Origin of the sequence: Nostoc sp. CHAB 5836, assembly GCF_020829445.1 — a bacterium.
In the GTDB taxonomy this organism is placed as follows: domain Bacteria; phylum Cyanobacteriota; class Cyanobacteriia; order Cyanobacteriales; family Nostocaceae; genus Nostoc.
Map to the genome: position 1 here is coordinate 1 of NZ_JAIVFV010000010.1, position 23615 is coordinate 23615.

The following is a 23615-nucleotide window of genomic DNA, read 5'->3' on the forward strand; positions in this document are numbered from 1 at the left end:
TTTTTTAATGTTGAAAAACTGACCCGTGCTTCGTTAACCGCACTTGCTCTTCCGGCGGGGTTAGTTCCTAAACCTTCTAAATCTCCAACAGTAGCTGCAAGAGTGACTGTACCTACTACTGTGGCAGGAATAGGTACAGTAGTAGCTGCAGGAGGTAGCACAAAGCGGTAAACGTCAAGTTGCTTTCCATTACTAGAGTTGCCGTCGCGATCTTCTCCAATGGTATAGCCGTAGAGTGCCATGAGAATTTTCTCCTTATTTAAACTGTTAAACTTTTGAAAACATTCCAAATACGCAGCATTCCAAATATGCAAATTACTATCTGACTAAAAGTCTTTGACGATACAAACAAAGCTAATTTTGGCAGCCTAAGATTTAAGATTAGGATTTACGCAAATGGCATATTATTTTGAGTTTGTAGTGAGGACTTTAGTCCTCAAAATCAGGGCTGAAGCCCTTACTACAAAATAAAAGCTTTTATTTTTTGTGACACTTGCGTAAGTCCTAAAGATGTAGTCTGCGCTATATTTCTTTGCTTATATAGCCGAGAAGTTTGCAAAACTGAAATACTACTAAATCTTTGACCTTAAACAGGCGAGGACTACTTAACTCAAGAGTGTTGTAATTAGTATTTATTCAATTAACAGAGAGTCAAGGTCTTTAATTTGCCCATGAACAGTCGAAACTTTAAGGTTAAAAACTGTACCTTTAATAAGGTTAATAACATCATATTTGACTAACGTTAAGAACAATACTTTTATTTGTTAAGGTTTGATAATATTTGGGTTAAGCTTTAGTTGCTAGTGATTGTTTTAGCTCGCGGATGCAGATATAACTCGACTGTTTTAATAGCGATGAAACGATTTAATCTTCGCAGGCGATCGCTATTGGACTGTTTATTTACAAAGTAGCTTTAACCGCACATTCTGTACTTCAAAACTCATACTTTTATACTTCAGTAAATTTGATAACAAAAATTGATTATATAAGTAAATATTAACGCTGATATATTCTAGTCTTTTGGCTTAGGCGTAGCCTGTCGTAGACATCGCTATTCAACTACCATTAGCCTAATATTAGTAATATTGATATATTACAAAACGAAGTATCGAATCTGCGTTTAACGTGATTCTGCAATAACTTTTATGCCTTTTTGTGGATGACCAAATCAGACTTTTGCTATATCTTAGGTCAACTAATATAACTAATATATATTGACAAAATTTGAATCCTGTATTGTCAGGGATTTAACTACGCCAAATGAAGCTGCTAACCACGAGCCAACCTTTCTGTTGCGATCGCAGATGTCTATCTCACTAAGAGGATGTTTTAAAAGGGTATTTTGCTCTGATAGTTAGCACAGCAGAGCATCTCAGTATATGGCAAAACCTTGATTTTGCGTTGCACTTAACCCAGTACATAACTATCTCCGAAAAAGAATTGTTTTGACGTAGCACTGGTACGTCTCTACAAGCAGTGCTACGTCAAAACAAGGGTTCTGGGTAACGCATATTTAATTTCACCAGATGTCTATTGCTCGGGGTTTGTTATCAGACATTGCCTCTTAGATCCAATCAAATTGCTGCTCTGGTTTTAGCAAATAAATATTAATTAGAAAGTGGATTTAGTATTACTTCACTTCACTGGGTTCAAACTTAGTTACCTTACCTTTCTTAATGGCAACAATCACATCGTAGTGCGAACAGTAAGCGAATGTGACATCATTGGCTTTGTTATAAAGGTTAACTACGTGACCTGCACCACCTGGCTGGATACCGATTGGCTCCAAGTCACCAAAAAAGAAACGACGCAGTTGATCACCACCACCAATCTGATCCTTACTTTTAGTAAGTAAGTCTAGTTTCTGTGCTATAGACATTTCTTCGGCTGCTGATGCCTGTATTAGTGACGGATTGATCACCTTTAATGGAGCGTCCCAAACGGTGAAAAAACCAACCAAAGCAACACTTGTAAATAGGGGTGCAAGTTTCATTTGTTACTCTCTTCTTTGTTTTATCCTGAACATCCTAAGCATCTCAGGTGGGAGTGAGAGCTGATTGAAACTAAGCTACTATTTTTATGAATTTATCCCTTGAGAAAATTTAGTTAATTCTCAGCGCTTTCTCAGGCAATGATGTAAATCAAAGTCACAGCATAATTTCAGTATTTTCTCAACAAAACCTCATTCTGAACTGGGTGACGGTAACTTATAATGAGCAATGCTTTCATTGCAGTGACGCTATTGTGACCAGACCCAGAAGAACACATCGCCTAATCCCTAGAATTCCCGGACAAACATATCTCTGGCTAGCAACACTAATTTTTGCAGCATCTGGCGCAGTGACTCGGAAGCTAACAGAAATTGGTGCTGAACATTTTATCGGCGATCGCAATCCGATTTCTTTGTGTAATGTTTTATTCGTGGGAAACCTTTGCGCTTTGATACTTCTAATCCTAATCTATGGGCGACAGTGGAACAAAACTACTTTGAAGCAGCTCTCAAGGAAGGATTGGGTCAGTCTAACGCTAGTAGCTGTTTTATCGGGAGCGTTAGCCCCTGGCTTAATTTTCCAGGCACTGGCACTCACAGGAGTGAACAATGTCATCTTAGTGGGACGTTTGGAACCGCCTCTAACTCTGGCTTTATCAGTCTGGTTATTGAGGGAACGGGTAAATATTTGGGAACTTATGGGAGCGATCGCAGCCTTTGTCGGCGTTATCCTCACTATTATCCTTCAGCCTGCAACAGAAACCATGATGAATATGGGAGGTTTCAGTTTAGGCATAGGGGAACTTTTAGCAGCAGCAGGATCTTTAGCTGGAACCGCTTCTACCATTATCGGTAAAAAATACCTTTCGCAGATACCTTTAGGAATCTATAGCATCTTTCGGACTGCACTAGGAACCATAATCTTTTTCTTCTTTGCTTTAGTCCTCTATGGTAGTGATCATTTCGCTGATGTCCTTTCACCATTCTTGTGGCAGTGGATGTTTTTGTATGGTGGGTTGATTGTGGTGGTAGGTCAGTCTTTTTTGATTAAAGGCTTGAAAACTTGTACTGTATCTATGGCTTCTTTAATTGGCTCCTTTGGGCCAGTTGTAGGCATCCTAGCAGCCTATTTAATTTTGGGTGAAGCCCCTACCCAACCTCAATATATTGGCGGTAGCTTGATTTTAGTAGGCATATTCTTGGGCCAAGTTGGCATTTGGCGCGAGACTTCTAGGATTGCGTCTGGCAAAGTGAATTCTACTCCGGCACAGCAACAGGTAGAAACTGATATGGGATTCAAGGGGATTTGAAGAAGGCGGAAGAATTTGAGATTTTGGATTGAACATCTAAAACGTACTAATATGTCAAAATAAAAATACTCGATACATCAAGGTGAGCGATCGCTCCCAAAGCTAGATTAAAGGATCGACCTGAGCAATGGCAGACCCAACCAATCACAATCAAGCGGGAGAAGTAGCTCCCAGCACTGTTGACAAGCAAGCTCCCAGTGTAGCTGAAGAACACGCTCCTAGTACAGACTCACCCGAAGCCACAGATATTCCTACTGCCAACGCGCCAGATCCTAAAGCCGCAAACCCCGAAGATAATCCCAATGCTGCTGAAACAGATGCTGCATCACCCAAGGGAGAAAAACCCGCAGCAGCTAAAGTTGCCAAAAAGGAAAAAGCCCCAGCTGTTGAAGATAAGCCATTTGTAGAGTTTATCCAGCAAGACTACTTGCCAGCTTTACAAAAAGCGATCGCTCAACAAGGTGTGCAAGATTTACAGGTGTCTTTTGCGAAGCAAAAGGTGCTAATCACTGGCTTTGAATCGGCCGAAGAATGCTGGCAAATTATCGGCAGTTGGTCAGAAATCGGTCGGCGTCAGTTTAACCTGTATTTCCCCGAAGAAAATATTCAAGGGAAAAAGGGATTTTCCTGTAATGAAGGCAAAAAACCTAGCACTCTTGAGTCATTCTTAATCGATGAACGCAAAACTACCCTCGATTTGTTGGTATTTGGCTTAGTTCAGCGCTTGGATGGTCAAAAGTGGTTAGGTAGAAATTAGTCATTGGTCATTAGTCATTGGTCATTGGTCATTGGTCATTAGTCATTGGTCATTGGTCATTGGTCATTGGTCATTGGTCATCTCCGAAAAAGAATTGTTTTGACGTAGCAGTGCTACGTCTCTACAAGGGTTCTGGGTAACGCATATTTAATTTCACCAGATGTCTATTGGTCATTGGTCATTAGTCATTGGTCATTGGTCATTAGCAGGCTATTTCATTCTCATCTAGCCCGCCTCAGAATTAATTCTGAGTCTAATAGCGAAAGTAGTCTTTAGACTACTGAGAAAAAGTTATAGTCCGTTTTAACGGACTTTAGCTATGATCCCGGAACTTCAGTTCCGGGTGGTTTGTGTCTAGAATCAAATAGCCCTGAGTCATTAGTCATTGGTTCTTAACAAAGGACAAAGGACAAAGGACAAAGGACTAATAACAATTAAAGTTCATGGAAATGGTAGATAACGGCTCCAGTATTGGGGTCGTTATCGATTTTCACATAACCTGACTTATACATCTCATTGAGAGTAGCTTCCACTTCAGCAAAGCTAGCTCCTGTAAACTTCACGCCTTGAGTAACAGTTAAAATACCACCCTTGCTTTCCGCCGCTTCAATCAGTTTAATGATCAGTTGGTTGCCTGTTGGGCGGTGGACTTGAGAGGCTACCACTGCTTGATTTAACGGCACACCAAATGGAGATACACCCGCTTTTAATCTCAGGTTGTGTTCGTATTCGTCAACCATGCCGGGGATAAAGAACAAATCCACGACCTGCCCTATACCAAATACACCACCAGTTAACAGCCACAACAAACCAGTCCCGATCTTGCCATTGTAGAAACGGTGCAATCCTCCCACCCCCATAAATCCGACTGCACACAAAATGTAAGAGACAAGAAGTCGGTCTTTCTGCTGATTGTTTTCAAGATTCATCTTGTTTTCAACCTTTGGATTTGCTCTTGTTGTCGGAGATGGGTTTTCCATGTTGTAGTAACAACTACAGAAAATTACTGAGATAGCAGCGCTTTGAGAATACAAAAGGTGCGTGCTACTACACTTGATCGAAACAGTGCTAATCACTGAACTACGTTTATTTGACTACTAATGTGCGATTCTTGGTTCCGCAAACATTGAATGATTGTTGCAACTCTTAATCTTTTGCTTACAAATTTCTCACCCGCACCTTGGTAGACTGAACTTTATACAATTGGATTATTGTGGGCTGTTACGCTTTAACAGAACATTACCCTTGGCTTTCTGGTGAAGCAGTCGCTCAGAGCGGGTTTTCCCCATGAGTAACTACCAAACCCGAAGGGTCTACTTAAGATAATAAAGACGAAAGAGCAATCAAGACATGGTAGATTCCCTCAAAAAACCAGGCTTTGAAGAAATCCGGCCAGGGATTAAAGTCCCGGCAAAAGAAACCCTGTTAACACCTCGGTTTTATACTACCGATTTTGATGAAATGGCGCGGATGGATATCTCCGTCAACGAAGATGAGTTACAAGCCATTCTCGAAGAGTTCCGCACTGACTACAACCGCCATCACTTTGTTCGGGATGCGGAGTTTGAACAATCCTGGGATCATATTGACGGGGAAACTCGCCGATTGTTCGTTGAATTTCTAGAACGTTCCTGTACCGCAGAGTTTTCTGGCTTTTTGCTATATAAAGAACTTGGCCGTCGCTTGAAAGGCAAAAGCCCCGTTTTGGCAGAGTGCTTTAACCTGATGTCACGGGATGAAGCGCGTCATGCTGGCTTTTTAAACAAAGCGATGTCAGACTTTAATCTGTCTCTAGATTTAGGGTTTTTGACTAAGAGCCGCAATTATACGTTCTTTAAGCCGAAATTCATCTTTTACGCCACTTATCTTTCTGAAAAGATTGGTTATTGGCGTTATATCACCATCTTTCGCCATTTAGAAGCACATCCCGAAGACCGGATTTATCCAATCTTCCGGTTCTTTGAAAACTGGTGTCAAGATGAAAACCGTCACGGCGATTTCTTTGATGCGATCATGAAATCTCAGCCGCAAATGTTAAATGATTGGAAAGCACGGCTATGGAGTCGCTTCTTCCTATTGTCGGTGTTTGCGACAATGTATCTGAATGACATCCAACGGAAGGACTTTTATGCCACCCTTGGATTAGATGCGCGAGAATACGACATCCATGTAATTAAGAAGACCAATGAAAACGCTGGTAGAGTGTTCCCACTCATGCTGGATGTAGAGAATCCAGATTTTTATCAGCGCTTGGATACTTGTATAAGCAATAATGAGAAGCTGAGTGCGATCGCTAACTCCAGCACTCCCAAATTCCTGCAATTCTTCCAAAAACTGCCGCTTTACATCTCCAACGGCTGGCAATTATTACGTCTGTACCTAATGAAACCGATTGATACTGTTTCCGCTCAAGGAGCAGTTCGTTAAGTTATAACAGGTTTGCGAAAGCTTTAGTGGTTCTGCTGATTGCAGAGCCACTTTTTTTGTTTTTTTGTTCAAAAGGCGATCGCTGGTCAATACGCTTGGGATAAGACTAAAACCCTTATCCAGTGGACAGTGTAGAGACGTTGCAATGCAACGTCTCTACAGGCCTATGGTTCTCCAGAAAATCCTTAACCCAACCGTATTGGATCGCTGGTGAAATCCATTTACGCCCCACATCTGGAGGTGAATAGTAGTGCTTTGAGGTTTACAGGTCAACCAATTACTACTGCGATCGCCCCCGTGTCGGATACGAAATTAGTTTAACAACATTGCCATTAAGCTGATTTTTCCATTCTAATTACATCTGGAGTCAATGCTTGATGCTTGGCTGCTTCTGTCTCGTAACAGCTGAGAATCAGTGATGTCAGCTTGTCAAAATCACTGATAGAAGAAATAATTACTTTGGATGCTGCATCCCCCAGAGAAGCTGTTACTTCCTGAACTTCAAAATTTGAAGCTAGAGTCTTTACTTCATCTACACTTAGTCGAGTAATAAAACTTTTTTTCTGCGAAGATAGATACAGCCGCAAAAACCACCACGTAGGTTTGCCAAGATTAATACCAAAGTATGAAGCAGTGTCCTTGTATTGGAGTTCAAAATTGTAACTCCTTGAAGTTTGGGTAATTGCTTTAATTTTTTCAAAAGCTTCGATTTCTTCAGCAGTTGTTACTAGTTTTGAGTCTTGAGATTCTTGTTGCTTTTCCTCTTCTTCAATCTCTTGTTCTACTTCTAGTTCAACAGGCTGAGTTATTTCTTGGCTCAGTGAGCGAGTCATTAACTCTACTAAACTTCCCTGAATCGACTTTTTAACAATTGGTTTGAATTTATCAATAACCTTACCAGTAATTCGACCTTGAATTTCATAACTGGGGGCAAGTGTACCGAGTTCAGCCACTAAAAAGCGAACAAATTCTTCAGAAGGAGAACGTAAAAGATTTCCGAGAAGATGAGTCATGCCTTTTACATAAACCATTTCCTCAGCATGGTTGGTAATAGCTGTAACTTCAAAATTATCTCGATGAAAAAATTTGAGGTTATCAATATCTTTGGTATCATATTCCAGAATGTTAAAAGTAAAAAATGGCTCCTTGTCCATGACATTTTTATCACGCAAGTCTGTAAAGAAACGGTACTCAATTCCATTAGTGACAATAGCTACTTTTGTTGTCAAAAGCCCATTAAAATAGCGGCTTAATTGTCCATCATGTGCTTCAGCTTTTTTACCACAGGCTTTTGCCTCTACGAGCATAACCTTAGTACCGTTAATAGCTAAAGCATAATCTACCTTTTCAAACTGCCCTGCTTTTTTAGTCGCAAAATCTGCTACATATTCCGGCATGACTTCGCTAGGATCATACACATCGTAGCCAAGAGCGCTCAAAAAAGGAACAATCAGTGCCATCTTAGTAGCTTCTTCGCCAACAACTTGGTCAAATCGTTTACGCACTTGTTCAGACAGCTTGACAATATCTTCAGTGAATCCCATCTTGCTTACTCCTGGTACATTAGTGATTATTGATACGTATTTTTTGTAAAATAGGAGTGATTGTAAGGTGATACAATACATTTAAATTGAAAGTGTTAGGGCGATCGCCTTTTTGATCACTCCTATAAAAGTATTCCCAAATAAGTACCAGCCTGTAACACTCATCACCTGTTCACACTTTTGAGAAAGCAAGTCGCTAAAGAATTGCCCTTGCATCCCCAAATTTTGGTTCCATTTATTGCAAAGGTTTAACTACAAGGGATGTGACGCGGGAGCAAAGAGCCATCACCCGTTATTACAGCGATTTTCAGGTAAATGAACCACAATTATGAAACCTAACCCCCAGCCCCTTCCCTACAAGGGAAGGGGAGAAAATCAAAGCCTCTCTCCTCGTAGGAGAGAGGTTTGGAGAGAGGTCTATTTGTGGTTCAAATACATGAAAACTGCTGTAAATAATTCGTAATTCGTAATGACGCTCTCTACGAGAGGCTCCGCCAACGAATACTCGTCAACGCTGCGCTAACGTAATTCGTAATTCAGTTTTGCGTTAGCGAGTCTGCGAACGCGCGTAGCGTCTCGTAGAGAGCGTCTGGGGTCTCCCCTTCGTTGTGCATCTGGCGTGTAGGGTACAATGACTGTGGGAATCATAACTAATTATGCGGACATGATATGAGATACCAAAATTCCCAACATCAATCACAGTATTATGCGAGAGTTATTCGGTTTAACCTTGAGCTTAAGCGCCCAACATTAGAGCACGGTGAGAGATAGATTTATCCCCAAGTACCCGGATGCGACCCCGTAAATACAGCTAAAAGGGGCCGCTAAATAATTAACTTGTGAGAAAGGTCTTCGTGAGTTTTTACGGTTATGACAGAAGCCGACATTAGGATACACTGGCTTTTGAATACACCAGAAGTTTATCAGCGACTCAGTTTGTCGCTTCTGGTGACTTCCTTCCTAGTGTCCTATTGCTTTTGGCTCTATGAAACTTACTCCATCTAGGGGAAGTCTCTCAAGAAGGTTTCTTAGCATCTAAACCAACTCCCACTGTTTTGAGGCTATAGCCTTAGAATATTTACAAGCTTGACTTACGAATTAGCTCTCTTTAGAAAAAGTACCGTTTTTACTGTACAGCCTGACATTCTACCTGTTTCACCCAGATTTGTGTAGCTTATTAACAAATCACCGGATTCATTAATCTTAAGCCTGCTTTACTATTTAGTTTCTTACCCCGACCTATTAGACAGCTAGAGTGTTTATTTCATTTTGTTCAATAGCTTTTAGCCCTTATCGCTCCCATGCTGACCCATCACCGCAAGCCCGTGTGCTTATCACTTATTTCCACTGACCTACCAATCTGGTCTGTTGTCGAAACTGCCGGAACATTGTATCAAAAAGATACTGATAGATTCCATTTGTTGCTAACCGCACCGCCCTTAATTAGCTGTGAAGTAGAGAGTGTTGTAAGTCCAGAGGACACGCTTCCCCAAAGTAAGAGTAAAGCTTACGCCCCTAGCAGTCCCAGGATTTTGTGGCTGGAGATTTCCCCTTACCGGGTCATCATGACCATGCAAGGTAACGCTCAAGTGAGTTACCGTCACTTCTGGGAACAGGGCGTTTATGGCATTAGTCGCTATTGGTTGCCAACTGAGTCATTACAACCTAACGATCCGATTCGTTTACGAAATTTTACTAGTAGCTTAACTCTCAACGGGCATCCCTTGCCAGAACATTTGCGTCTAGAATATGAATTGTGGGCAGAAAAAGTCCAACTAGGGTGCTACATACTAAATTTGGAAATTAAACATTGAATCGTGGGGAGTGGGAATGAAGGAGAAAGACAAGGCAGACAAGGAGAATAACCTATGCCCAATCCCCAATCCCCAATCCTTTTCAACCAAAATAACTGGGTTGGTTTCCAGGTTTCCATTTGATATTGCAACCAACACTCGGCTTTTGCTCGCTTGTAACAGGTTTACCTGCTAGCACTGCTTCAATGGCTGCGCGTAAATCTGCGCCTGTTACGGGTTTACCATTACTGGGGCGGCTATCATCTAATTGTCCCCGATAAACAAGTTGGCGTTGATCATCAAATACAAAAAAATCTGGTGTGCAAGCTGCTGTGTAAGCTTTTGCCGTTTCCTGGCTCTCGTCGTAGCATAAGGTAAAATTAAACCCTTGTTCTGTGGCGAATGCTTGTAACGACTGTGGCGCATCATCTGGGTAATTCTTTGCATCATTAGCACTGATGGCAACGATCGCTAAATCAGTTGAAAAATAGTCTTTTCCTAACTGCACTAATTCTTGTTGGATGTGCTTTACAAATGGGCAATGCCGACAAATAAACATTACCAACAGCGCTTTTTTATCTGCAAAGGTGGAAAGTGAAGTTCCCTTTCCAGATACCACTTCTGGTAGATTAAAATCTGGTGCTTTTGTGCCTAGTGGCAACATAGTCGAAGCAGTTAAAACCATAATTTACCTGATAACTTTACGCTGATAACTAAGGGCTTTTGCTATCAGTATATTTTTACTCTACCACTAAGTTTTCCATAAATTAAGAGACGGTAAATTTACCGTCTCTTACATTTGTTGAGAATTAAGTTATGTTAATTAGTTTTTACAGGCTTGCCAAAACACCAATAATCCCGTGTCCTGTGAATACTTCTAATGCTATGAGAGAGACAAAACCAATCATTGCTAAACGACCATTGAGCATTTCTGCATAGGGAGTGAAACCAGTGCGATCGCCTTGCTCATCTATATAAACCTTTGGCTCGATCGCAAAGTTGTTCAGTTTGCCTTGGTCGTCAATTATAGCAGTGTTTGTGCGCATGGATTTTTCCCTGTCTTTGATTTATGTAAACAACTGTAACAATATTATTAATATTTGTAAAGGATCTTAATCTGCTCAAGTAGAAGTCCAAGCCAAAGAAGAGATATGATGATGAATCGAGTTGAAAGCCATGTCTAAGCAACAGGCTCTACTCCTTATTTGTAAGCACTTTCAGTCACAAATTCATTCGTTAACACCTAATGCATCGATTTCGAGTAGAGGTTATTGCCAAAACACCCAACCCGCAGCAGGTGATTTATGCCGCGATGCACCAAGACTATACTGATGGGTTCGTGTTTGATGAGCGCGACTCCTGGCCCTCGGAGTCACAAAGCGGCGAAGTTATTGTTAAGCGACTTTTAGCAGGTGAAAGGGGACACTATGGGCCTCTAGAGCATCCCCAGATTGTTTTCAACTGTGGCTACTTTCCCCACAGTGTGATGCAGCAGGCCCGTACCCATCGCGTCGGCGTATCATTTGATGTTCAATGTCTGGCATCTGATACAGAAATTACCTTCGTTAACTGTGAAGGTCAAAGTAACCAGAAATTGAAAAAAACCATTGGAGAGTTATACGACCTTTGGACTAATGGGGAAAAAGCGATTCGTCAACGGTCGATTCGCGGTAGAAATGGACAATCACCTGGTCAATATCGACGTGACTGTAAACAACGTATCCGCAAAATGCGCCTGCGAGTTCTCAACGAAGAGACTGGCTTGTTTGAAGTTGGGCATATCAAGGACGTAATGTGTAGTGGTCTTCAGCCAGTGTACCGAGTAACTTTAGAAGATGGAAAAACTTTAGATTGCACGGTTAATCACCGCCTTTTTACTTCACAAGGCTGGCAAAGAATGGGTGATGCAGTTGGTTTGGTTACTAATCATAATGGTAGCGTAGCCAAAATGACTAAGCTATGCCATGTAATGTGTAATGGTATGGCAGTACTAGGCAATCGGCTTTACAGAAATCGAGAATGGCTGGAATCTCAGATTGCAAAAGGATTGTCTGCATTAGAGATTGCACAAATGTCTGAATGTTCAATCAATACACTAAGAAACTGGGCTAATAGATATGGATTAACTTTAAACCAAAAAGATAGTAAATTTTCTAATGGCCATCAACCCTGGAACTATAACTCTAATGCACTTTATCGAGATAAAGCTTGGTTAGAAGAACAACTTGATCAAGGACTTCATGCTGATGAAATGGCAGCATTGGCTAACTGCTCAATAGAAGCAATTAAAAAATGGATTTATACTTACGGATTATCCTTGAATAAGAAATCCTCTGGCACAAAAAAACCGTGGAATAAGGGTAAAGGTGGTTACAACTTAAACCTATCAGAAGAAAGTAGTCAAAAACGTATTGATAATGCCAAAAAATATACTAGAAGAGGAGAAGAATCGAATTTTTGGAAAGGGGGTACATCCACTGAGCGTGAGCTAATAGGTGCATGGACAAGGGAAATTGCGCCAGTAGTACACGACAAGTTCAACTATATTTGTCAAAAATGTAGAGTTCGGGGTGGTATTCTTCATGCTCACCATCTAGTACCAGTTTATGCCGATCAATCCTATGCTTATGACTTTGAAAATTTAGTGACTTTATGCAAAGAGTGTCACGAATCTATTCATCAGAACAACCAAGAAACGGAATTTGCTCAATTTTATAATCCCATCATCGATAGAGAAAATTGGCAACATAAACCAAAGCCACTGGGCAAAAAACTCCAAGCGCATTCAGTCAAAGTCAAAAGTGTAGAATACCTTGGACAAAAAATGACTTATGACCTAGAAGTAGAAGGGTGTTGGCATAACTTTGTTGCTAATGGTATGGCAGTTCATAACTCTTTCCGTTACACAGGCAACCAATTTATTGATGTAGTAGAAGGTAAGAAAGACATAGAAGATGTTTTTTATCTACGTCCCGTTGGTTATTACACTGATAGACAAGGCAAAAAGTACCACTATTCACCAGAGCAACGAGCAGCAGATTTGGAGTGGTGTCTAGAAGCAGCTAAACGATATAAAGCTGATTTTGAGGCTGGAATGTCTGAAGAACACGCAAGAGGTAAAGTGCCTTTTGATTATCGCCAGCATTTTGTAGTAAGTTTCAATTTAAGGTCTTTCTTGCATTTTTGTGACCTGAGAAATAAGAAAGATGCTCAACTTGAAATTCAAAAATTGTGTGAAATGATGTGGCCTCATTTTGAAGATTGGGCACCAGCGATCGCACAATGGTATGAAAAGCAGCGTCTAGGTAAGGCGAGGTTAGCACCTTAGTATATGTCACCGCCAAAAGGGGCCGGAAATCAAAATTGCGATCACATTCTTGCAGTGTTGATTTTGTAAGTTAATTCCGTACGTGATTTCTGGTGACATCTACTTATTGGTGGTAAGTGATAGTGGATTAAACTTGCACGAATTCCGATTAGACAAAAAATCGAATACCTTTGAATGAACAAATCTGCCGATGTTAGTACTAAAAAATTAATCAGTCTTGCACCAAATAATTGGGCAAGATGGGTGACAGGAATTCCCGACATTGTGACAGGCGAAATCTAGTTCAGGAAATCATGAGGTGGGATATGACAGTCTTAAGAGAGTCACCTTGGTATCAAGAAATTTTACGTGAGGGACAAGCACGAGGACAAGCAGAAGGAGAAGCACGAGGAGAAGCACGAGGAATAATCTCTAGTATCGAAACAACTTTAGAGGCGAAATTTGGCAGCGATGGTTTGGAGTTGATGTCGCAAGTTTCGCAAATTTCTGACTTAGGGCAATTGAAAGGGATTTTACGCAGGATCGTTGTAGCAAATACAATTCAAGATTTACGGAATGTTTTGTAGGACAGAGCGATCGCACTCCGACTTTTGGGTATGATTTAGAGCGATCGCTCCAACTCCTGACTTAGAGCTAGAATCTGAATCAAAGATTAGACTATCTCTAAATATAGACATTTGCAAGAGAATGGATATTCAAAAAGTTCTACGCGATCGCCGAATTATTTCCTGTGATCCAGATATTATGAGTGGTACTTCTGTGTTTGTTGGAACGCGAGTTCCATTGCAGACTTTTTTTGACTATCTAGAAGGCGAAGCTGGTTTAACTGAATTCTTAGAGATTTTCCACATTTGCAAACTCAGGTGTTGCAAGTTTTGGAGGTGATTGCAAAAGCAATGCTGAATAATTTAGATTTAGTGATATGATACGGAATTATTAATTTTTGTATTTTAGCCAATCATGACAGCAACGGGTAAGGCAACCCAATTCGAGTACAAAGCACTGCACAAGCCCAACCAGCTTATTTATGGTCTAGGTCAGACAGCAGTGATTACAGGATGGACAGTAAGGCAGGCGATCGCTAAACACCTGCAACCCGAAGATTATGCTGTAATTGGGCAACTATATTCGCCCACAAGGGGGATAAACTTACTAATTCGCAATTTGCTGTTGAATCCCCACGTCCGCTATTTGGTTGTTCTCAATGCTACGAAAGAAGACAAGAACGCTGGTGCTGGAGAGTGCTTGCTAGACTTTTTTCGTAATGGTGTTGAAGAAGCTGTTAGCGATACTGGGCGGAGAGCATGGGTAATTCGCTCTTCGATTCCTGGTTATATTGATGTTGAAATTGATATCAATACGCTAGAAAAACTACGTCATTCTGTAGAGTGCAAAGAAGTTAAATCAATTGCTGAGGCAGTTAGGCAAGTTTTATCTTATGCAGAATTGCAACCACTTTACCCTTGGGGAACGCCTGTAGAATTTCCCATGTCTGTCGTTGAACCAACTGTTTTACCAGGCTCGCGTTATGGACATCGAATAGAAGGTAAAACTATAGCCGAAACTTGGGTAAAAATCATTCATCGGATTAAGACAACAGGAACAATTAGACCAACTGGCTATGATGGGAAATGGCAAGAATTAATTGATTTAATGGCAATTGTTACTGATGAGCCTGCTGAGTTTTATTTTCCTGAACCGAATTATTTACCAATTGACCGCCCTTTTCTTGAAGAATACGTTTCGCAGATTTTAGATGATGCACCTTATAGGGAAGGGTTGAAATATACTTATGGTCAACGTTTACGTTCCTGGTTTGGGCGCGATCAAATTGACCAGGTGATTCAGAAGTTAATTGGGGAAATTGATGCTGCTAGTGCAGTGATGAATTTATGGGATGTAAAAGACCATGAAAAAGGTGGTAGCCCTTGTCTTAATCATATTTGGCTGAGAGTGGTTGATAATGAATTATCATTAACTGCAACTCTTAGAAGTAATGATATGTTTGCTGCATGGCCTGCAAATGCTTTTGCTTTGAGGGCTTTACAACAATATATTAAAAATGAAATTTTTAAGGGTTCTGAATATGAATTGAAAATGGGGCCATTGATTACTATCAGTCAGTCTGCTCATATTTATGATGATACTTGGGACAATGCAGAGAGGTTAATTGCAAATCAATACACTGCAATTTTTAATCAGCGTAGTTATTATGATCCCTCTGGCAATTTCCTAATTGAGGTTGACGGTAAAGAGATAGTCATTACCCACACAACCCCTGGTAGTGGTGAGGTGATTAAGTCTTATCGTGGGAAAAATCCCCTCACCCTACTAAGAGATATTTGTTCTACCTCTCCAGCAATTCAGCCTGAACATACTGGTTATTTAGGTATAGAGCTACAAAAGGCTAGTAACTGTATTAAAATTGACAAGTCTTACATTCAGGATCAGTAATTTAAAAAAACTGTAATTCATATAAATAACTAGCAATAAGTAAGTCGGTGAGAATAAATCAAACTAAGTTAAGTAATGTAAAAAATCTTAATATTAGTTTGTAGTGAGGGCTTCAGCCCTTAAATGAATGAGGATTTTAGTCCTCACTACAAACCTTTAATTATTTACGCCGCTCTACTTACTAGGGTGGATTGCGTTGTCAGCAAGGCAGTAGAATAAAGTTTGAAATTGACAGATTATGCAAGATATTTCCCCAATCGACGAACGCCATCAAAGACCAACATGGGATGAATACTTTCTGATGTTGGCTAAACTTGCAGCAACTCGTTCAACGTGTTTAGCCTTTCCCGTGGGTGCTGTGATTGTCAAAAACAAGCAGGTCGTAGCAACAGGTTACAATGGCTCACCATCTGGTTCCGCCCACTGTACGGCTCAGGGCTACTGTTATCCAGGATTGAGTAGCTGTGATGCTAGCAAAACTTTACCATCAAGGGCTGTACACGCGGAAGCAAATGCGATCGCACAAGCAGCAAAGCATGGTACGTCTACAGATGGTGGAAGTATTTACGTCACCCTAGAACCTTGTCTGTCTTGTTTAAAGTTAATTATCTCCGCAGGGATTAAGGAAGTGTTTTATGAAACTTCTTTCAATAGCGGCGAGAAAGCCTTAGTGAGAGATTCTTTTGTCAATGAAGGTCTAGTTATCCTCAAGCAAGTTAAGCTTTCTGAAGCCACAGCAAAAAGAGCATCCTCATTCCTGCTATCTTCTACATCTGTTGTCAGTTTTGACATTGTACAAAATCCATAAACTCATAACAAAACATACTTATTAAATATGTTGAGTGATACAGATATTAAACAACAAATAGAAGACAGAAAAAATAATCCAACAGAGGGAATATATATAGATCCCTTTGAAGAAAAGTACTTAACCCCTGTTGGTTATGATTTTAGAGTAGGGCAAAAAGGATTTTCTTGGAAAAATAAGCGTGAAATTGATATAGAGAAAGAGAAAGAGATTGAGATTGAACCCAACGATACGGTAGTTATTGAAACCCTAGAATCAGTCAGTTTGTCTAAAGAAGTCGGCGCTACCATACATGCAATGGTTTCAAAAGCTGTTCTTTATGGTTTGTCTCATATTTCTACCACAATAGATCCAGGATGGACAGGCAAACTGTTAATTTCAGTAAGTAATTACCGAGATAGCTCTGTAGTACTTCGTTTTAGAGATTCTTTCTGTTTAGATAAAATCAAGGCTTTTTATACAGCGATCGGCTCACTTTGCGACGAAATAGGATTTCAGAGTTATGTTCCCCATCTAAACACTGACCCCATTGATAATCCTAATATCAGCCCTCGTCAAGTTTTTGATACTGACAAGCACCAAGTTATCAAATCTAACCTAGTTATTGCTTACATTGGTTATGCTTCGCTAGGTGTCGGGATGGAACTAGCATATGCAGATACAAATGCTATTCCAATTATTTTACTCTACGAAAGAGGTAAAGTAATATCGAGATTCCCTCGTGGTATACCTACTGTATTTTCTGAAATCGAGTTCAAAGACTATAAAGATGCTTTGACTCAACTTGAGAGTGTTTTGAAACAGTGGAGACAACAGCACAAATAAAAATCCTTACCAGCGCTATTCTCGTCCACTTAAATACTACCGGTGGTAACTCACCTTTTGAGCAACTTATCAATTGGAGATGGATTGCTTAAGGTCGATAACTCCGGCGGATTTCTGTAATTTGATCTGCTACATCCAAGAGAGATTTTGGCATCTCTGGCCCTGTGAGAATGATATCGACGTGGGGAGGGCGTTTTGCTAGAAACGCTAAAACTTCCGTTTCCGGAATTAAACCAAAGTTAATCGCTAAACTTAACTCATCTAAGACAACGAGAGAATACTTACTCTCACACACCACTTGTTGTGTATACTGCCACAGCTTTTGCAAAGCTTGGCTTTCGGTATCATCTAAATGCGGTGTATCGATACAACGAGGCAAATCACAACGAATCCAATCTAACTTTTGTCCTAATTGTATGGGTCTTTCCTGTCCTTGGCGAATACCTCCTTTGAGAAACTGCACTATTAATACTGGGGTTCCTTGTCCAGCTATTCTCAGTGATTGAGCCATGACGCTCGTAAAAAAGTTGCGATGGGAGCTAGTGAAAACTTGCACTAGTCCTTCTACTGGATATGGTAAGGTAAGGGTTGAATTGATACTTGGAGTTTTTAGCTGGGCAACCATAGGGTTAAGTTCAAAAAAATACAATAAATTAATGCTTTCTGGTGTCAGTAATTCTTACAAAACTGCCTGTATAATAAATCTGTTTTCACAGGTGTGGTGGATTTGGCAAATTGCATTCTTAGTCAAACACTACGTTTGTGTTGAAGTCAAGGGTTATTTTAATTGAAATTTTCGTTTTTTCTCGGGAAGGTGTTGTAAAAATGAAAACACATAAGGTACAGTTCCAAATATTTAAAAAAGCTGGGCAGAACGTCTGAAAATCGCAAAATGTTAGATTGATCGGTTGTTTGGGCAAAAGAGATTTAGAAAGTAGTGAATTTGACAGGATGAGGAGTAAATTGTTGTGAGATTGGTGATTCTGGGAGGTTCAGGATCGGGGAAAAGCACTCAAGCGCAAAGGCTTTGCAGATACTTTGATATTCCTCTGATTTCTACAGGTGAGATTTTACGGGAAGCAATATCTGGTGACAAGCCTCTGCCGGAATTTCGATGGTCAAAAGCCGATCCCCGGACTTCTCTTTCGGTTTACGCTAGCCTGAGTGAACTAGGTTACCACGCACGGCCTTATATCCAAAAAGGCGAGTTAGTTCCAGACGAAATGATCATTGAATTGATCCAAATTCGTCTCAGACAACCAGATATTAACTGTGATTGGGTCTTAGAGGGCTATCCCCGTACTGCCTTCCAAGCTGAAGAATTAGATTTTTTATTGGATGATTTAGGTCAAAAGCTAGATTGGGCAATTTATCTCCAAGTTCCAGAAGCAGTAATGGTTAGCCGATCCTTGGGGCGATCGCTACCAGATGACCAACCAGAAATTGTACAGCGCCGTGTAGAATTATTCTACGATCGCACCATTCCCATCCTAGAATACTACGACCGTCGTCGCCGCTTATTGACCATCAACGGCGACCAGTCACCAGAGATGGTGCAGCAAAATATTTTGACTCTGCTTTCGGTTCCTTAGATCAAGAAGTGGGGGATGAGGGGGATGAGGGGGATGAGGGGGATGAGGGGGATTAGGGAGCAAAGGAAATAAATAATGCCCAATTCCCAGTGACACTAAGGTAATCTTAAGGCAGTTTTGTAAAATTTGAGGCAACTCCAATGGCTTGGCAGCGTCCTGACGGTCGTCTTCCTTACCAACTACGTCCGATCAGCTTTTACCCCAGTTTCACCAGCTTTGCCCCCGGTTCTGTTCTCGCAAAATGCGGTGATACTCAGGTACTTTGTACTGTTAGCGTTAATAAGGGAGTTCCAAAGTTTCTCGAAGGAACTGGTAAAGGCTGGTTAACTGCTGAGTACCGGATGCTACCATCTGCTACACAAAAACGACAAGAAAGGGAATTATTGAAGTTATCTGGACGGACGCAAGAAATTCAACGTTTAATTGGACGCAGCTTACGCGCAGTAGTGGATTTTGAGGCACTGGGAGAATGGACGCTGACTGTGGATGCTGATGTGTTGCAAGCAGACGCTGGAACTCGGACAACAGCCATTACAGGCTCGTTTGTAGCCTTGGCTCATGGGATTTCTAAATTGTTGCAAGAGGGCGTGTTGGAGCGATCGCCTTTGTGTGGACAAGTAGCAGCAGTTTCCGTAGGATTACTGGAGGGAGAGCCATTTTTGGATATGAATTATCTCGAAGATGTGGCTGCAACAGTAGATTTTAACGTGGTGATGAATCAACATTTGAGAATCATTGAAGTCCAAGGAACAGCCGAAGAAGGCAGCTTTAGCCGCACTCAGTTGAATCAACTACTAGATGTCGCCCAAAAAGGAATTCAGGAATTGTTAATTGCCCAACGTGAAGCGATCGCTAACTGGGAAGCGCTATTTGTGATTAATTAGTTTTATTAATTTTTAATAAGAATTAATAAATGTATCCTTTGTGGCCTTAATCAACAAAGTATCAAGTAACTGGGTGTAAATAAAAATAATCATGAGGGTTGTTAGTAGTTAGTACGACTGACTACTGACAACTTAGCGTTGAAGGTGATAAGGAGCGTCTATTTTTTCAGTTTACCCAATGCACGATGTTAAATGTTTCAAAAGTTAAAAAGGAGGATTGTAATAAGTTCGGTATTGTATTGCCAGAAGCCAGCAATATGACGATGAAGCCATGAATAAAACCGTTGAAGTTCTTCCGGATCAGCCAGCGCTGGTTGCACGAGCGTTAGAATTAATTCTGTCGAAGTTAGAAACTGCCATTGAAGAGCGTGGGCGGTTTACCATCGCCTTATCTGGCGGTAGTACACCTAAACCCTTGTACGAAGCGATTGCTAATCAAAAACTGCCTTGGGATAAAATTCATATATTCTGGGGGGATGAGCGTTACGTACCACCAACTCATCCCGATAGCAATGAACTGATGACGCGTCGCGCATGGCTAGATCATGTTGACATTCCAGAGGCTAACATTCACGCCGTACCAACTTTGTCAGCCAATCCCGAATTAGCTGCTGCCAAGTATGAACAAGAGATCAAAGAATTTTTCCATACTTCTGGGGTCGAGTTTCCCGCTTTGGATGTAGTATTACTAGGAATGGGTGATGATGCACATACTGCATCTTTGTTTCCCCACACAGAAGCTCTCAAAGTACGCGATCGCCTAGTTACTGTGGGTAACAAAGACGGAAATCCCCGGATAACTTTCACATACCCCTTCATCAACTCTGGTCGCAGTGTGATTTTTGTGATTGCTGGTGCTAATAAACGACCAGCTTTAGCGCAAGTTTTTGCACCTGTAGCCGATGACTTCACTTACCCATCCCGCTTAATTCAGCCCCAAGGAGAACTTTGGTGGCTGCTAGATGCGGCAGCAGGTTTGGAACTTCAATATTGAATTTGGGCAAACAGGGCATGGGGCAAACAGGGCATTGGTTATTCTCCTTGTGTCCTCATCGTCCCCATCCCCCTCATCTCCCTCATCTCCCCCGCTCCCTCATCTCCCCCGCTCCCTCATCTCCCTCATCTCCCTCATCTCCCTCATCTCCCTCATCTCCCTCATCTCCCCCGCTCCCTTTGCTCCCGTCAGAGTGTCCAATTGATTGTTCCATTAGCAGTAATTGCTAGAATCTAAAGCTAGGGTCGCCCTGTGCTTGCCAGTCCTACCTATTTTTATGATGATCTTGAACAAAGGCTAAATATCGATGATCGTCTGCCCTAATTGCAATCATCCCAACCCTGATGGCGCTGTCCAGTGTGAAGCTTGCTATACACCGTTACCCGCAACTACTAACTGTCCCAGTTGTGGGGCAACTGTGCAGGCAGATGCTGCATTCTGTGGTCAGTGTGGCTATAACCTTCACTCAGCAGGAGTTCCACACGTTCATACCCCAGTAGCTACAACAGTCACTCCCGATATCTCTCTGGAAGTGCCGCCGTTAGTTCCACCCGATCCACTGTTAGAAGTTGTACAACTAAATGCCTTAAAAAGCAGTGAATCTACCAATTCCGATCCTCCCGAATCATCTTTACCACCAACAGAGGTGGCAGTTCCCCCAGAACCAGTGCCAGCTGTGGCCGCTCAACCCGTAGTCTCTGTACAAAGTATTCCGACTCCACCACCTTTGGAACCTGCGCCAGTGTCTGAAGCCGAAGTAAAAGAGCCAACAGCACCAACTGCAACTGTTGCCAGAACCCAATTGCAGCAGGTTACGGCGCGGTTAATCCACGTTCAAAGCGATCGCTTAATTGAATTACCCCAAAATTTTTCTGTAATTCATATCGGCAAGCCCAATGACCGGATTCCCCCAGATATAGATGTTTCCGGATTTCCCAATTCCGAAATTGTCTCGCGGATTCATGCAGATATTCGCGTCGAGGGAGATGCCCATTATGTAGAGGATGTGGGAAGTTCTAATGGTACTTACATTAATAATTTGCCGCTTTTACCAGGGAATCGTCATCGCTTGCGACCAGGCGATCGCATCAGCTTGGGTAAAGGAGACTTGATGACATTCCTGTTTCAACTTGCTTAACTGATTCTCCATTAATTGTGACATCGGTCTAGGCATTTTCTGCCCATCCTCCGGCATCCATTTTGGAGGATAAATAAATGAACCGCATCACACAAGCGACGGATAAGCTGTTACGCATTTAAATTGTATATTTACTCGTGAGGTTGTCATTAGTCATTTGTCATTGGTCATTGGTCATTGGTCATTTGTCATTTGTCATTTGTCATTGGTCATTTGTCATTTGTATTTCAAAGGAGAGATGACCAATTGACTTAGGACAGTCTTAACGATCGCAATGTACAATTTAGACCCGCATCAGCTTAACTATGTTGTTCTTGATAGCTCCATAGTTTACGACCGTCGCTTCCAGGTGCGAATTGTTGCATTGGCCGGCAAATCCATTACCTTAATAATTAGGCTATAGGAATCTGATTTGATTACTGAATAACTTGTAGAGAGAGGGAACAGCGAGCAGGAAGCAGGGAAAAAGAAATAAAGGTATACTAAGTTTTTTTCACGCAATCAAGTAGGAGTCCTATAGGATAGATAAAAATAAGTAAGTTGGCGCGAAAAAACATAAATATGTTACAAAACGTAAATAGGCTTAAAACCCTTGTGAATGACGAAGGACAAATGACAAATGACAGCCTTAGCCAGTTAGCTTTAATTGCGCCGACCTACTTACACTCTCGATTTGAGATTGAAGGGATAATCTATAATCTAAAATCCAAAATTAAATGCCTGATGAATTAATCTGGGCAATAATCTAAATTCCAAAATCTAAAATCTAAAATCCTTCGACTGAGCGTAGTCGAACGCGAGTGCGTTCTGCAGGAAAGTCTAAAATCTAAAATCGAGGTTTTATGAGGGAATCAAGCAAAAATTTTGAAACCTTGCTCACCAAAGAAGCCCCGCCAGTTGTTGAACGCATGGGGCTAACCTGGCTAATTGCAGCAGCGATCGCAACTGCTTTACTGTGGCAAGTTCCAGGAGGTGATTATATCTTATACCCATTTACAATTCTGGCAACTTGGTTTCATGAAATGGGTCACGGCTTAATGGCATTGCTATTAGGAGGACAGTTTCAGAAATTGGAGATTTTTAGCAATGGTTCCGGTGTCGCAACTTATGGCATCCGGTCGTCATTGGGGCCCATTGTCCCGGCAATGATCGCCGCCGCAGGGCCAATGGGGCCGCCTCTTGCAGGTGCAGCTTTAATTCTGGCTTCCCGCAGTTTTACAGCAGCAACCCTCTGTTTAAAAATTTTAGGAAGTTTTTTGCTCTTTTCCACATTAATTTGGGTACGTTCCTGGTTTGGATTCGTGGCAATTCCCTTGCTGGGTTTAATAATCTTGGGTATCGCCCTGAAAGCCCCTCGCTGGGCACAAGGGTTTGTCATTCAATTTTTGGGTGTACAAGCTTGTGTGAGTACGTACCATCAACTTGATTATCTATTTAGTAGGTCTGCTGGCCCCCTTGGACTCTCTGATACAGCGCAAATGCAGCGATATTTGCTTTTACCTTACTGGTTTTGGGGCGGGTTAATGGCGATCGCATCTTTGGTAATTTTAATCCAAAGTCTCCGCCTTGCCTATCGTTCGGAGTAATGAGTAAGAAGCACCATCAAAAGGCGATTGAATCTCTAGCTCAAAGAATTACTGAACATCAAGAAAAGATTAAACTGGAATTAGAGAATAGTTTTCCTGACGAAGGTTTAATTAAGCATTGGGAAAAAGAGATTCGTGCTTTTGACAAGGCAATTCAACAAGCGCGTAAAAGATTGGCACAATAA

24 protein-coding genes and 5 pseudogenes are annotated in these 23615 nt (G+C 41.4%); 19 read left to right on the forward strand and 10 right to left on the reverse strand.

The genetic code is table 11. From position 1 onward, the window contains the following. Window positions 1–242: pseudogene (locus LC605_RS03485) on the reverse strand (hypothetical protein); the annotation flags it as partial. 1388 nt (window positions 243–1630) lie between these two features. After that, complete coding sequence (locus LC605_RS03490) at window positions 1631–1993, reverse strand: hypothetical protein (RefSeq protein WP_229546185.1); 363 nt, start codon at window positions 1991–1993, stop codon at window positions 1631–1633. 251 nt (window positions 1994–2244) lie between these two features. Between LC605_RS03490 and LC605_RS03495 the strand changes: the two genes are divergently transcribed. The 3 genes from LC605_RS03495 (at window position 2245) to LC605_RS32775 (ending at window position 4197) form a co-directional block, all read left to right on the forward strand. Next, window positions 2245–3300 carry a DMT family transporter gene (locus tag LC605_RS03495; protein ID WP_229546186.1) on the forward strand — a complete coding sequence of 352 codons (1056 nt, stop codon included), beginning with the start codon at window positions 2245–2247 and terminating at the stop codon, window positions 3298–3300. Window positions 3301–3427: 127 nt separating this feature from the next. Further along, window positions 3428–4057 carry a DUF2996 domain-containing protein gene (locus LC605_RS03500; protein ID WP_229546187.1) on the forward strand — a complete coding sequence of 210 codons (630 nt, stop codon included), beginning with the start codon at window positions 3428–3430 and terminating at the stop codon, window positions 4055–4057. A 17-nt stretch (window positions 4058–4074) separates the two neighbouring features. Then, window positions 4075–4197: a hypothetical protein gene (locus tag LC605_RS32775; protein WP_267868393.1), complete on the forward strand. Its 123-nt coding sequence runs from the start codon at window positions 4075–4077 to the stop codon at window positions 4195–4197. A gap of 294 nt (window positions 4198–4491) precedes the next feature. On the opposite strand, the gene LC605_RS03505 is transcribed toward LC605_RS32775, so the two are convergent. Continuing rightward, window positions 4492–4986 (reverse strand): TM2 domain-containing protein, encoded by a 495-nt coding sequence (locus tag LC605_RS03505; RefSeq protein WP_229546188.1) that lies wholly within the window; start codon window positions 4984–4986, stop codon window positions 4492–4494. Between the two features lie 421 nt (window positions 4987–5407). Here LC605_RS03505 and acsF point away from each other — a divergent pair, with 421 nt between their 5' ends. Continuing rightward, window positions 5408–6484 carry a magnesium-protoporphyrin IX monomethyl ester (oxidative) cyclase gene (gene acsF / locus LC605_RS03510; RefSeq protein WP_229546189.1) on the forward strand — a complete coding sequence of 359 codons (1077 nt, stop codon included), beginning with the start codon at window positions 5408–5410 and terminating at the stop codon, window positions 6482–6484. Between the two features lie 332 nt (window positions 6485–6816). Here the strand turns inward: acsF and LC605_RS03515 are convergent, their stop codons facing one another. The 3 genes and pseudogenes from LC605_RS03515 to LC605_RS03520 all read right to left on the reverse strand — a co-directional run. Further along, window positions 6817–7989 (reverse strand): type I restriction endonuclease, encoded by a 1173-nt coding sequence (locus LC605_RS03515; RefSeq protein ID WP_229546190.1) that lies wholly within the window; start codon window positions 7987–7989, stop codon window positions 6817–6819. 120 nt (window positions 7990–8109) lie between these two features. Then, a complete protein-coding gene (locus LC605_RS32780; RefSeq protein WP_267868395.1) occupies window positions 8110–8244 on the reverse strand; it encodes a hypothetical protein in 135 nt (44 codons plus the stop codon). Window positions 8245–8767: 523 nt separating this feature from the next. Further along, window positions 8768–8915: pseudogene (locus LC605_RS03520) on the reverse strand (3-phosphoshikimate 1-carboxyvinyltransferase); the annotation flags it as partial. A gap of 414 nt (window positions 8916–9329) precedes the next feature. On the opposite strand from LC605_RS03520, the gene LC605_RS03525 reads away from it, so the two are divergent. Further along, window positions 9330–9842 (forward strand): hypothetical protein, encoded by a 513-nt coding sequence (locus LC605_RS03525; RefSeq protein WP_229546191.1) that lies wholly within the window; start codon window positions 9330–9332, stop codon window positions 9840–9842. Between the two features lie 82 nt (window positions 9843–9924). On the opposite strand, the gene LC605_RS03530 is transcribed toward LC605_RS03525, so the two are convergent. Together LC605_RS03530 and LC605_RS03535 are read right to left on the reverse strand one after the other, a co-directional pair. After that, window positions 9925–10506: a thioredoxin family protein gene (locus LC605_RS03530; protein WP_229546192.1), complete on the reverse strand. Its 582-nt coding sequence runs from the start codon at window positions 10504–10506 to the stop codon at window positions 9925–9927. Between the two features lie 145 nt (window positions 10507–10651). After that, complete coding sequence (locus LC605_RS03535; RefSeq protein ID WP_190912609.1) at window positions 10652–10867, reverse strand: chlorophyll a/b-binding protein; 216 nt, start codon at window positions 10865–10867, stop codon at window positions 10652–10654. A 200-nt stretch (window positions 10868–11067) separates the two neighbouring features. Here LC605_RS03535 and LC605_RS33245 point away from each other — a divergent pair. From LC605_RS33245 to LC605_RS03565, 8 genes and pseudogenes are all read left to right on the forward strand, one after another. After that, window positions 11068–11355: pseudogene (locus LC605_RS33245) on the forward strand (FAD-dependent thymidylate synthase); the annotation flags it as partial. A 60-nt stretch (window positions 11356–11415) separates the two neighbouring features. Further along, a pseudogene (locus LC605_RS33250) lies at window positions 11416–12702 on the forward strand (HNH endonuclease); the annotation flags it as partial. Between the two features lie 12 nt (window positions 12703–12714). Next, window positions 12715–13149 (forward strand): annotated as a pseudogene (gene thyX, locus LC605_RS33255) (FAD-dependent thymidylate synthase); the annotation flags it as partial. A 305-nt stretch (window positions 13150–13454) separates the two neighbouring features. Further along, window positions 13455–13715 (forward strand): hypothetical protein, encoded by a 261-nt coding sequence (locus LC605_RS03545; protein ID WP_306426841.1) that lies wholly within the window; start codon window positions 13455–13457, stop codon window positions 13713–13715. 121 nt (window positions 13716–13836) lie between these two features. Further along, window positions 13837–14034, forward strand: coding sequence for a DUF433 domain-containing protein (locus tag LC605_RS03550; RefSeq protein ID WP_229546194.1), 198 nt, complete (start codon window positions 13837–13839; stop codon window positions 14032–14034). A 75-nt stretch (window positions 14035–14109) separates the two neighbouring features. Continuing rightward, a complete protein-coding gene (locus LC605_RS03555) occupies window positions 14110–15603 on the forward strand; it encodes a thymidylate synthase (RefSeq protein WP_229546195.1) in 1494 nt (497 codons plus the stop codon). Between the two features lie 238 nt (window positions 15604–15841). After that, complete coding sequence (locus tag LC605_RS03560; protein ID WP_229546196.1) at window positions 15842–16411, forward strand: dCMP deaminase family protein; 570 nt, start codon at window positions 15842–15844, stop codon at window positions 16409–16411. 27 nt (window positions 16412–16438) lie between these two features. Then, window positions 16439–17236, forward strand: coding sequence for a hypothetical protein (locus LC605_RS03565; RefSeq protein WP_229546197.1), 798 nt, complete (start codon window positions 16439–16441; stop codon window positions 17234–17236). 88 nt (window positions 17237–17324) lie between these two features. Here the strand turns inward: LC605_RS03565 and LC605_RS03570 are convergent, their stop codons facing one another. Further along, window positions 17325–17861 (reverse strand): P-loop NTPase family protein, encoded by a 537-nt coding sequence (locus LC605_RS03570; RefSeq protein ID WP_229546198.1) that lies wholly within the window; start codon window positions 17859–17861, stop codon window positions 17325–17327. 343 nt (window positions 17862–18204) lie between these two features. Between LC605_RS03570 and LC605_RS03575 the strand changes: the two genes are divergently transcribed. From LC605_RS03575 to pgl, 3 genes are all read left to right on the forward strand, one after another. After that, complete coding sequence (locus tag LC605_RS03575; protein WP_229546199.1) at window positions 18205–18828, forward strand: nucleoside monophosphate kinase; 624 nt, start codon at window positions 18205–18207, stop codon at window positions 18826–18828. Between the two features lie 140 nt (window positions 18829–18968). Further along, window positions 18969–19712: a ribonuclease PH gene (gene rph, locus LC605_RS03580; RefSeq protein ID WP_229546200.1), complete on the forward strand. Its 744-nt coding sequence runs from the start codon at window positions 18969–18971 to the stop codon at window positions 19710–19712. Between the two features lie 271 nt (window positions 19713–19983). Continuing rightward, window positions 19984–20706: a 6-phosphogluconolactonase gene (gene pgl, locus LC605_RS03585; RefSeq protein WP_229546201.1), complete on the forward strand. Its 723-nt coding sequence runs from the start codon at window positions 19984–19986 to the stop codon at window positions 20704–20706. Between the two features lie 82 nt (window positions 20707–20788). Here pgl and LC605_RS32790 read toward each other — a convergent pair whose 3' ends face one another. After that, on the reverse strand, window positions 20789–20920 hold the full coding sequence (locus tag LC605_RS32790) for a hypothetical protein (RefSeq protein ID WP_267868397.1): 132 nt from the start codon (window positions 20918–20920) through the stop codon (window positions 20789–20791). Window positions 20921–21013: 93 nt separating this feature from the next. On the opposite strand from LC605_RS32790, the gene LC605_RS03590 reads away from it, so the two are divergent. From LC605_RS03590 to LC605_RS03600, 3 genes are all read left to right on the forward strand, one after another. Next, window positions 21014–21844: an FHA domain-containing protein gene (locus LC605_RS03590; RefSeq protein ID WP_229546202.1), complete on the forward strand. Its 831-nt coding sequence runs from the start codon at window positions 21014–21016 to the stop codon at window positions 21842–21844. Between the two features lie 842 nt (window positions 21845–22686). Further along, window positions 22687–23430, forward strand: coding sequence for a M50 family metallopeptidase (locus LC605_RS03595; RefSeq protein ID WP_229546203.1), 744 nt, complete (start codon window positions 22687–22689; stop codon window positions 23428–23430). Continuing rightward, window positions 23430–23615 (forward strand): hypothetical protein, encoded by a 186-nt coding sequence (locus LC605_RS03600; RefSeq protein WP_229546204.1) that lies wholly within the window; start codon window positions 23430–23432, stop codon window positions 23613–23615. Before LC605_RS03595 ends, LC605_RS03600 begins: the two co-directional genes overlap by 1 nt.

Bases quoted from the DNA above. Each gene is read 5' to 3' on its own strand.
- LC605_RS03490 (WP_229546185.1), bottom strand. From the start codon at position 1,993: ATGAAACTTGCACCCCTATTTACAAGTGTTGCTTTGGTTGGTTTTTTC.
- LC605_RS03500 (WP_229546187.1), top strand. From the start codon at position 3,428: ATGGCAGACCCAACCAATCACAATCAAGCGGGAGAAGTAGCTCCCAGC.
- LC605_RS03505 (WP_229546188.1), bottom strand. From the start codon at position 4,986: ATGAATCTTGAAAACAATCAGCAGAAAGACCGACTTCTTGTCTCTTAC.
- acsF (WP_229546189.1), top strand. From the start codon at position 5,408: ATGGTAGATTCCCTCAAAAAACCAGGCTTTGAAGAAATCCGGCCAGGG.
- LC605_RS32780 (WP_267868395.1), bottom strand. From the start codon at position 8,244: ATGCAAGGGCAATTCTTTAGCGACTTGCTTTCTCAAAAGTGTGAACAG.
- LC605_RS03525 (WP_229546191.1), top strand. From the start codon at position 9,330: ATGCTGACCCATCACCGCAAGCCCGTGTGCTTATCACTTATTTCCACT.
- LC605_RS03530 (WP_229546192.1), bottom strand. From the start codon at position 10,506: ATGGTTTTAACTGCTTCGACTATGTTGCCACTAGGCACAAAAGCACCA.
- LC605_RS03535 (WP_190912609.1), bottom strand. From the start codon at position 10,867: ATGCGCACAAACACTGCTATAATTGACGACCAAGGCAAACTGAACAAC.
- LC605_RS03545 (WP_306426841.1), top strand. From the start codon at position 13,455: ATGACAGTCTTAAGAGAGTCACCTTGGTATCAAGAAATTTTACGTGAG.
- LC605_RS03550 (WP_229546194.1), top strand. From the start codon at position 13,837: ATGGATATTCAAAAAGTTCTACGCGATCGCCGAATTATTTCCTGTGAT.
- LC605_RS03555 (WP_229546195.1), top strand. From the start codon at position 14,110: ATGACAGCAACGGGTAAGGCAACCCAATTCGAGTACAAAGCACTGCAC.
- LC605_RS03560 (WP_229546196.1), top strand. From the start codon at position 15,842: ATGCAAGATATTTCCCCAATCGACGAACGCCATCAAAGACCAACATGG.
- LC605_RS03565 (WP_229546197.1), top strand. From the start codon at position 16,439: ATGTTGAGTGATACAGATATTAAACAACAAATAGAAGACAGAAAAAAT.
- LC605_RS03570 (WP_229546198.1), bottom strand. From the start codon at position 17,861: ATGGTTGCCCAGCTAAAAACTCCAAGTATCAATTCAACCCTTACCTTA.
- rph (WP_229546200.1), top strand. From the start codon at position 18,969: ATGGCTTGGCAGCGTCCTGACGGTCGTCTTCCTTACCAACTACGTCCG.
- pgl (WP_229546201.1), top strand. From the start codon at position 19,984: ATGAATAAAACCGTTGAAGTTCTTCCGGATCAGCCAGCGCTGGTTGCA.
- LC605_RS32790 (WP_267868397.1), bottom strand. From the start codon at position 20,920: ATGGAACAATCAATTGGACACTCTGACGGGAGCAAAGGGAGCGGGGGA.
- LC605_RS03590 (WP_229546202.1), top strand. From the start codon at position 21,014: ATGATCGTCTGCCCTAATTGCAATCATCCCAACCCTGATGGCGCTGTC.
- LC605_RS03595 (WP_229546203.1), top strand. From the start codon at position 22,687: ATGAGGGAATCAAGCAAAAATTTTGAAACCTTGCTCACCAAAGAAGCC.
- LC605_RS03600 (WP_229546204.1), top strand. From the start codon at position 23,430: ATGAGTAAGAAGCACCATCAAAAGGCGATTGAATCTCTAGCTCAAAGA.